Below are 8,837 nucleotides of genomic sequence, written 5' to 3'. Positions count from 1 at the left end.
GGCGGCGCCGAAGAGGTTGCCGCAGGTGTCGAAGGTGTCGGGGTGCCGCTCGGCGGGGAGGCCCAATGATCGGCGCCAGTTATTCCAACCAGCTGGTTGGAATTGAACCCCGGAACGCTTCAGACCCCGAGCCTGCGCACCAGCTCCACAACGGCCGCCCGCCTCGCGGCCGGATCCTCGTCGGCCGTCCCGCCGAGGATCATCCGGGCCAGCTGCGGCACGGCGAACTGCCAGCCGGCCAGCGCCACGACGGCATAGAGCAGGTCCCCCGGCGACAGCGGCACGCCGCCCCGCACCGCGTCCGCCCCCTCCCCGCGCGCGCGAGCGAGGGCGCTCACCTTCTCGGCGTAGTAGGCGGCCCGCAGTTCCTCGCCCGCGACCGGAGCGGCCACCTCCCCGTACAGCGCCTCCCACTGCAGCAGGCGCAGCAGATGGGGGTGGGCGAGGTGGTAGTCGAACACGCGGCCCGCGTACTCCGGAAGCTCCACCGGCCGCCCGTCCTCCTCCATCGGCACGGCGGCGGCGAGCTGCTCCAGTTCACGCTGGACCACGGCGTCGAACAACTGCCGCTTGCCGCCGAAGTACGGGTAGATCCGCTCCTTGTTGACCCCTGCCGCAGCCGCGATCCGGTCGATCCGCCCGCCCTCGGGCCCGTGCGCGGCGAACTCCTCCACGGCCGCCTCCAGCAGCAGCCGCTTGGTCTTCGTGGTATCCCATGCCATGCGCCCAGGATACGAAGCAGCCAACCGGCCGGTTGGCCGTCCCCGGTCGGCGGGCGTCACGGTCGCCGGGGACACCGCACCTGCTGCGCCCTGCGGTGAGCGGCCGCAACCTGTTCGGTCGGGCCGTGCGGTCGCCCGGGTCCCCTGCTCGCGGGGCCGGCGGGCCCCGCGAGCGGCACACCAGGGCCCGGGAGGTCACAATGAGGCATGCGACCAAGCCCCGGCCCGGCCGATCAGCCGCCGGCGACAGCCGGTCCGGCCGCCGCGCGCGGCGAGCACTGGTGGCCGGTCGCGACGGCGATCGCAACGGCCGCCGTGCTCCACGTGGCACTGCCCGCGGCATACCGGCTGGACCCCGCATGGGTGGCCCCGGCGGTCATGTTCACGCTGCTGGCGGTACTGATCGCCGGTGACCCGGGACGGATCGACCGTCAGAGGACCTGGCTGCGGGTGGTCACCGAGGCCCTGATCGCCTTCGTCACCGTGTCGAACCTGTACGTGGGTGTCCGCCTGGTGGCGGACATCCTGAGCAACAACAAGCTGTTCGCCGACAACGCCACCGGCCTGCTGGCCACCGGCGGAGTGGCCTGGGCGACGAACGTGATCGCCTTCGCGCTCTGGTACTGGGACCTGGACCGCGGCGGCGCCGCCGCCCGCGCCCACCAGCCCTCCGCGAAACCGGCGTTCGTCTTCCCCGAAATGCAGCACGGCGCCCACGCACCGGCCGACTGGGTGCCGCACTTCGCCGACTACCTGTCGCTGGCCTTCTGGACCGCCACCGCGTTCAGCCCCACCGACGTCTCCGCTATCAGGAGGTGGGCCAAGCTGCTGATGATGGCGGAGGCCGCGACCTCCCTCGTCGTGGCCGCCCTGGTGATCGCCCGTGCGATCAACATCCTGCAGTGAAGCGAGCGCCGTGGACGGCCGGATACGGTGTCCACGCAGGCGCAGGACCTCCGCCGGCCCCGCCGCGCGTGCAGCGAGCCGGGTAAGGCCACCGTCGCGGTGTGGAGCTCAGTCGGACACCCGCACCGCGAGTGCCGGCCTGATCCGGGCCGCGTGCCGGGCCGGGCCGAGTGCGGCCACCAGGGAGGCCAGCAGAGTGGCGCCGACCAGGGCGAGGATGGACCACCACTCGATCGGGAAGCCGCCTTCGAGGCCCGCGAACGCGGAACTCCGCTGGTACATCAGCCAGGTGGTGAGCACGCCCAGGACGCTGCCCAGCACGACGCCCTCCAGGGCGACGAAGCCGCTCTCCCACAGGAACGAGCGTTCGACCGTCCGCGCCTGGCAGCCCAGGGCGCGCAGCACGCCGATGGTGCGCCGGCGCTCCCGGACCGCCCGGACCATGACGACGCCGAGGCCGGTGATCCCGATCAGCAGGCCGAGGGCGAGGAATCCCTGCATCAGCTGGAAGAAGGCGGTGTTGGCGGCGAACAGGCGGTGCACGTCGGCCGCGATCGGGCTGGCCACCAGCCCGGCCGAGAGGTGCTCGCCCTGGAGGCGGCCGGCCGTCGCCTCCGGGGAGACCCCGGGGGCCGTGCGGACCAGGGCACTGGCGGTCCGCGCGTCGGCGCCGAACTGCTGGGCCACGGCCCGCTCGCCGGCGATCAACGGGTAGCTGGTGGCGCTGTTCCCGTCGGCGGGGTAGAACGCGAGCCCGCTCTTCAGGACGCCGGCGATCACCTTCTGCTCGGACCGCCCCGTACCGGGGTCGGTGAGCGTGAGCGTGTCACCGGGGGCGAAGAACTTCCCCGGCGGGCCGCCGGTGGAGCCGAAGACGCCGTCCACCACCACGTACTCGGAGTGGGTGGCGAGCGCCTGCCACACCGCCCGGTCGTCCGGGAGCCCGGGCAGGCGGTCCCGGAACGTGATGTCCGTGAGCGCGCCGTCCGGCACGCCGACGACCGCCGTGTCCAGTGGCCGCGTGGTGCGGTGCCCGGGATCGGTCGCCTGCCCGCGCGCGCCGAGCAGCGGCGTGAACGCGGTGACCTGGCTCGCGAGCGGCCCGGTGCGCAGGGCGGTGAGCGGATCGCCGCCTGCCGCCTGCGGGTTGTAGTCGACCCGCAGGGTGTAGCCGGCGGTCGCGTCCCTGGTGGCCTGGCCGACGCTGGCGTTCACCAGGCCGGATATCTCCGTGAGCAGCACCAGGACGAGCGCGATGAGCGTGTACATCACGAGGGTCGAGCCGGTGCGGAAGCGCTTTGCCAGCGGGTAGGCGGCGGCCAGCCGCAGGGCGAGGCCCTGCTGGGTGGGACGCGCCATGACCCGGCGCAACGGTCGCAGCAGGACCTGCTGGTTCTCGCTGACCAGGACCACCGCGGAGAAGGCGGCGAGGCTGCCGAGGATCACGTACACGGCCATCGACGGCGTGTCGAACACGCGCGGGCGCACCACGCTGGCGGTCAGGGACCAGACGAGGACGAGACCCGCGGCGATGCTGGCGACCGCGCGGCGCGGCCATCTGCGGAGAGCCACCGGCACCGCGAACGCGACGGCCAGTGCGGGCAACAGGTAGGTCTGCTCCGCCTGGCTGCGGGCGATGGCCGGAACGGCGGCCACCGCGCACAGCGCGGCCAGCGCGCCGGAGAGCACCAGGATCCGGCGGCGGGGCCCGCGGCCCGTTCCCGCGGGCTGCTCGCGGATGGCGGCGATGACGTTGAAGCGGCTGATCCGGGCGCTGGTGACGGCGATCGCGGCCAGCGCGATCGCCAGCCCCATCGCGGCGCCGTTGAGCACGCTGGTGGGCGTGACCGCGAAGGCGATGGAGAGCCCGCCACCGTCCGCCGACCAGCCGCGGAAGACCCGGGCGGCGATCAGCGCGACGCCCCGGCCCACACCGACTCCCACGGCCACTCCGGGAACCACGGCGGCGAGGGCGTACACAGCGCCTTCCAGGGTGAAGGAGCCGACCAGCCGCGAGCGCTTGAGGCCGACCGCCCGGAGCATGCCCAGCTGCGGCTTCCGCTCCTCGGCGAGCATCACGAAGATGTTCACCAGCAGCAGTGCGCCGGCGATGATGCTGAAGCTCCCGATCATGAGGAACAGGGCCCCGAGGGTGTCCCCGGTCCGCCGGGCCTCCTGGAGCACGGCGTGTTTGGGGGCGTCGACCGCCGTGCGGGCCGCATCGGGGCCGAGGGCGGTGCGGATCTTCGCGGTGACGGGATCGGTGAGCTTCTCGCCGCCCTCCACACCGCCGCGGTTGGAGACCACCGTCACCGACAGGGGCTCCGCGCCAGCGGCGGCGGCCGCGGCGTCCAGGGCACCCGGCGGCAGGAACGCGTCGCGGTTCGCGCGGCCACCGAGGCCGGTCCCGGCCAGGCCCTGCTGCGGCACCACCCGCTCGACGCGGTAGTCGACCGGTCGTCCGTAGAGGTAGAGCGTGATCGTCTGCCCGCTGTCCACCCGGAGCGAGCGGGCGAGGGGTTCGTTGAGCACCACCTGGCCGGGACCCGGTGTCGGTCCGTTCAGGCCGGAACCTCCGCCGGCCGCGCCGAAGCGGCCGGCCGCGCCGAGGTCCATCTGCCAGGCGAGCACCCGGGGTTCGGCGACCGGCCCGGGGCCGCCCGGGTTCGCGGCGGACGCCTGGGCCACCCGGGCCGTGAGCACGCCGTCGACCTCGGGATCGGTGGCGAGCGGGTGCAGCCGGTCCGCCACGGCCCGTCCGGCGGCACCGGTGGCGACGATCCGTTCGTCGACCGGGCCGAGCGTCCGGTACGCCTGCTGACGGACCGAGAAGTTCAGGGTGTCGCCGACGACGAGCGCGCCGACGATGATCGCGGTGCCGAGCACGGAGCCGGTGACGACCAGGGCCGCCTCGGTGCGGCGCCGGGCGACCTGACGCAGCGCCAGGCGGCGGACCACGGGCTGGCGCACGGCGATCAGCGCGAGGGCGAGCAGGGCAACGGCGACCGAACCCACCACCGGCACCAAGAGGTTCGGGTACACGGTTCAGCCCGCGTCCTGCAGTACGGCCCTCCGGTGGTCGGAGACCAGACGGCCGTCACGCATCCGCACCAGGCGGGGGAGGCGGCGCCCGATCGCCTCGTCGTGGGTGACCAGCACGATGGTCTGGCCCTCGTCCCGGTTGAGCGACGTCAACAGGTCCATCACCTGTGCCGCCATGGCGCTGTCCAGGTTCCCGGTGGGCTCGTCAGCCCAGACCACGGCCGGGCGCGCGACCAGGGCCCGGGCGATGGTGACGCGCTGCTGCTCTCCGCCGGACAGCTCGCTCGGGCGGTGCGCCACCCGGTCCGCGAGCCCGATCCGCTCCAGCATGCCGATCGCTCGGGCGCGGGCCTCGCGGGGTGCGGTGCCCGTGAGGAGCAGCGGGAGTTCGACGTTCTCGGCCGCCGTGAAGACGGGGATCAGGTTGAAGGCCTGGAAGACGAAGCCCATGGCCCGTGCCCGGTGCTCGGTGCGTTCGGCGTCCGACATGGCGAACAGGTCGCGGCCGTCCACCTCGACCCGGCCGGCGTCGATGTCGTCGAGGCCGGAGAGGCAGTTGAGCAGGGTGGTCTTGCCCGAACCGGACGGACCCATGACGCCGACCAGCTCCCCGTGCCCGACGGTCAGGTCGAGGTCGCGCAGGGCGGTCACCTCGACCGTCCCGGTGCGGTAGACCTTGCGGACGCCGGTCGCGGCCAGCAGCGGCCTTCGGGTGTTCACGGCGGTTCCCGGTGTCAGTAGCGCAGCGGCCTGCCGGACGGCGTGCGCAGGTCCAGGGCCGGGGGCTGCTGCGGGCGGGGCCGGGTGACGACCTTGATGCGGATCATCTCCGCCACCTCCTCGGGAATCGGGCTCGTCTCCCACTCTGGTCGCCGCCGCGGCAGGCGGGCAGGGGTCCTCGGGCGCGCCGCGCAGGCCCGACCGGGTGCTTGCGGCGGGTGCGGACGGCCCCCGGCCGAGGGGGCCGGTCGGCCCTGATGCCGGGGCGGAGCCCGTTCCTACGGTGGTGCCGAGGGGGAACCGCACCACCCGGTGGAGGACGAGATGACGATCGGCGAACGCCCCGCGCCGGCGCCCGGATCCACCGTGCAGGACCGGGGCCGACCGTGACCGGCGAGGGCCGGACCGCCCTCCAGGCCGCCCCGCCGGGTCCGGGTGAGGGCGCCCCCGACCCGCGCGAGCCCCTCGGTCTCCTCTTCCGCGCCCTGCGGACCTCGCCCGGCGGACTCACCGAGCGCGAGGCCGCGAGGCGTCGGACCGTGTACGGGCCCAACGCGCTCGCACGGCGCGAGGCCCGTCGCTGGCCGCGCGAGCTCGCCCGCCAGTTCACCCACCCCCTGGCGCTGCTGCTCGCCTTCGCCGCCGTACTGGCGGGCGTGAGCGGGGCTCCGAACCTGGCGGCCGCGATCGTGGCGGTGATCGTCCTGAACGCCGCCCTCGCCTTCGCGCAGGAGCGGCAGGCCGAGCGCGCGGTGGAGGCCCTGGCCGGCTTCCTACCCGAAGAGGCGACGGTGATCCGGGGCGGCCTCTCACGGCCGGTGCCCGCGACCGACCTCGTACCGGGCGACGTGCTGGTGGTGGAGGAGGGCGACCGGGTCTCGGCCGACGCGCGGCTGCTGTCGGGCGGGGTGGAGGTCGACCTCTCGACGCTGACCGGCGAGTCCGTGCCGGTGTTCCGCTCCGCCGAGTTCTCGGACGACTCCGGTCCGCTCCTGGACGCCCGGGACCTCCTGTTCTCCGGCTCCGCGTGCACCGGCGGTCAGGCTCGGGCGGTCGTCACGGCGACCGGCATGCACACCGAGCTCGGCCGGATCGCCGCGCTCAGCCAGCGCACCCGTCGCGAGGAGAGCCCGCTGGAACAGCAGGTCAAGCGGGTCGCCCGGCTGATCGCCGTGATCGCGATCGGGGTCGGCCTGGCGTTCCTCCCGATGGGCCTGGCCGCGGGTCTCCCGCTCGGCGCGGCGGTGGCCTTCGCCATCGGCCTGCTCGTCGCCAACGTGCCCGAGGGCCTCCTGCCGACGATCACCCTCGCGCTCGCCTCCGGTGTGCGCGACCTCGCCCGGCGCGGCGCGGTGGTCAAGCGGCTGTCCGCCGTGGAGACCCTCGGGTCGACCACGGCGATCTGCACCGACAAGACGGGCACGCTGACCGAGAACCGGATGCGGGTCACCGCGGTGTGGACCCCCGGTACGGACCCGGGCGGGACGGCACCCGCGCCGGACGAGGGCACCCTGGCACTCGCCGACGCCGCCGCCACCTGTACGACCGCCGATCCGGCGGCCGGCCGCGGCGACCCCACCGAACTCGCCCTCCTCGACCTGGCCGCCCGCCTCGGCGCCGGCCTCCCGCCGGAGCGCCGGGAGCACGAGCGCCGCGCGCTGTTCCGGTTCGACCCGCACGTCAAGCTGATGACCACCGCCGACGCCCGCGACGGCGTGATCGTCCTGCACACCAAGGGCGCCCCGGAGGAGGTGCTCACCCACGCCACCCGCCTGCTCGACCGCGGCACCGCGCGGCCGCTCACCCCCGCCGACCGCACCGAGGTGGTCCACGCCGTCGGCCGGCTGGCGGCCCGGGGACTGCGCGTCCTCGCCGTGGCACGCCGGCCGCTCGCACCCGGTCAACCACCTCCGGCCCGGCGCGAGGACGCCGAGCACGACCTGTGCCTGATCGGCCTGGTCGCCATGGCCGACCGGCCCAGGCCCGAGGTGGCGGACGCCATCCGCCGGGCCCACCGGGCCGGGATCACCGTGCACGTGGTCACCGGCGACAACGGGCTCACCGCCGCCGCCGTCGCCGAGCAGGTCGGCATCGGTCGGCGCGGCATGCGCATCGTCACCGGCACCGAGCTCGACGCGCTGGGCGACGACCGCCTGGACGCGCTGCTGGCCCAGGGCGAGGAGGTGGTCTTCGCCCGGACCTCGCCCGAGGCGAAGCTGCGGATCGCCGACGCGCTGCGGGCCGAGGGACACACCGTCGCCATGACGGGGGACGGCGTCAACGACGCGCCCGCACTGCGCCGCGCGGACATCGGCGTCGCCATGGGCCGCTCCGGCACCGAAGTCGCCCGCGAGGCCGCCACCATGGTGCTCACCGACGACAACTTCGCGACCATCGTGGCGGCCGTCGAGGAGGGTCGGCGCACCTACGACAACATCCGCAAGTTCATCGTGTACATCTTCACCCACGCCGTCCCCGAGGTCGTCCCGTTCCTGGTCTTCGCGCTCGCCGGCGGCGCCGTGCCGCTCCCGTTGACGGTGATGCAGATCCTCGCCATCGACCTCGGCACCGACACCCTGCCGGCCCTCGCCCTCGCCCGCGAGCACGCCGAACCCGGGCTGATGGACCGGCCGCCCCGGCCCCGCTCGGAGCGGGTGATCCGGCCCGCCATGCTCGCCCGGGCATGGGGCTTCCTGGGCCTGATCTCCGCCGCGCTCGTCATGGGCGGCTACTTCCTCACCCTCCGCCTCGGCGGCTGGCACCCCGGCGACCCGACCGGCCCCGGCACCGCGCTCCACCTGCCCTACCAACAGGCGACCACCGTCGCGTGGCTGGGCATCGTCACCTGCCAGATCGGCACCGCCTTCGCCGCCCGCACCGACCGGGCCCCGCTGCGGGCCGTCGGCGTGTTCACCAACCGCCAGCTGCTCGGCGGCATCGGCTTCTCGCTCACGTTCGCCGCCGCGATCGTCTATCTGCCCGCGCTGCACGGCGTGTTCGGCACGGCGGCCCTCTCCCCCGCCCAACTGCTCACCGTGGCGCCGTTCCCGTTCCTGGTCTGGGGCGCGGACGAACTGCGCCGCGCGGTCGTCCGGCACCGGACGGCCGCACCGGCGCCCGCCGTGCCGCCCGAGCCCGTACCGGTTCCCGTCGAGCAGACCCCGCACCACCCACTGCCCGTCCTGCTCGCCCGGCACGGCTGGAGCGCCCACCGGCTCACCCACGCGCTCGGCGTCGGGGAGCGCGCGGCCGCCGAGATCGTCGCGCACGCCCACCGTGTCTCCGCCCAGCACGGGCACCGGGCGCCGTGAAGCCCGGGTCGCCCGGGCGTGTCCGCCGCCGTGGTGATCGGGCTGGTGACGGTGCTCGTCGCCGGCGCCCACGGCGCCCGCGAGGTGCTCACCCGCGGCTGGACGCCGCCCGGCGGGCCGGTTGGGCCGAACGGCC

5 protein-coding genes are annotated in these 8,837 nt (G+C 74.8%); 2 read left to right on the top strand and 3 right to left on the bottom strand.

What is annotated here, in order from left to right:
* Window positions 1-119: 119 nt before the first annotated feature.
* Window positions 120-722, bottom strand: coding sequence for a TetR family transcriptional regulator (locus AB0C76_RS05905; protein WP_359960290.1), 603 nt, complete (start codon window positions 720-722; stop codon window positions 120-122).
* A gap of 207 nt (window positions 723-929) precedes the next feature.
* Here AB0C76_RS05905 and AB0C76_RS05900 point away from each other — a divergent pair, with 207 nt between their 5' ends.
* Complete coding sequence (locus AB0C76_RS05900) at window positions 930-1,628, top strand: hypothetical protein (protein ID WP_359960287.1); 699 nt, start codon at window positions 930-932, stop codon at window positions 1,626-1,628.
* Window positions 1,629-1,736: 108 nt separating this feature from the next.
* Here AB0C76_RS05900 and AB0C76_RS05895 read toward each other — a convergent pair whose 3' ends face one another.
* Both AB0C76_RS05895 and AB0C76_RS05890 read right to left on the bottom strand, forming a co-directional pair.
* Window positions 1,737-4,670 carry an FtsX-like permease family protein gene (locus AB0C76_RS05895; protein ID WP_359960284.1) on the bottom strand — a complete coding sequence of 978 codons (2,934 nt, stop codon included), beginning with the start codon at window positions 4,668-4,670 and terminating at the stop codon, window positions 1,737-1,739.
* A gap of 3 nt (window positions 4,671-4,673) precedes the next feature.
* On the bottom strand, window positions 4,674-5,390 hold the full coding sequence (locus AB0C76_RS05890; RefSeq protein WP_359960281.1) for an ABC transporter ATP-binding protein: 717 nt from the start codon (window positions 5,388-5,390) through the stop codon (window positions 4,674-4,676).
* Between the two features lie 386 nt (window positions 5,391-5,776).
* Here AB0C76_RS05890 and AB0C76_RS05885 point away from each other — a divergent pair, with 386 nt between their 5' ends.
* Window positions 5,777-8,701 (top strand): cation-transporting P-type ATPase, encoded by a 2,925-nt coding sequence (locus AB0C76_RS05885; protein WP_359960279.1) that lies wholly within the window; start codon window positions 5,777-5,779, stop codon window positions 8,699-8,701.
* Window positions 8,702-8,837 lie beyond the last annotated feature (136 nt).

Origin of the sequence: Kitasatospora sp. NPDC048722 (genome assembly GCF_040650235.1) — a bacterium.
Classification (GTDB): Bacteria; Actinomycetota; Actinomycetes; order Streptomycetales; family Streptomycetaceae; genus Kitasatospora.
The sequence above is the reverse complement of the archived record's forward strand: the minus strand, read 5'-3'. Positions and strand labels throughout refer to the sequence as shown.

Bases quoted from the DNA above. Each gene is read 5' to 3' on its own strand.
- AB0C76_RS05905 (WP_359960290.1), bottom strand. From the start codon at position 722: ATGGCATGGGATACCACGAAGACCAAGCGGCTGCTGCTGGAGGCGGCC.
- AB0C76_RS05900 (WP_359960287.1), top strand. From the start codon at position 930: ATGCGACCAAGCCCCGGCCCGGCCGATCAGCCGCCGGCGACAGCCGGT.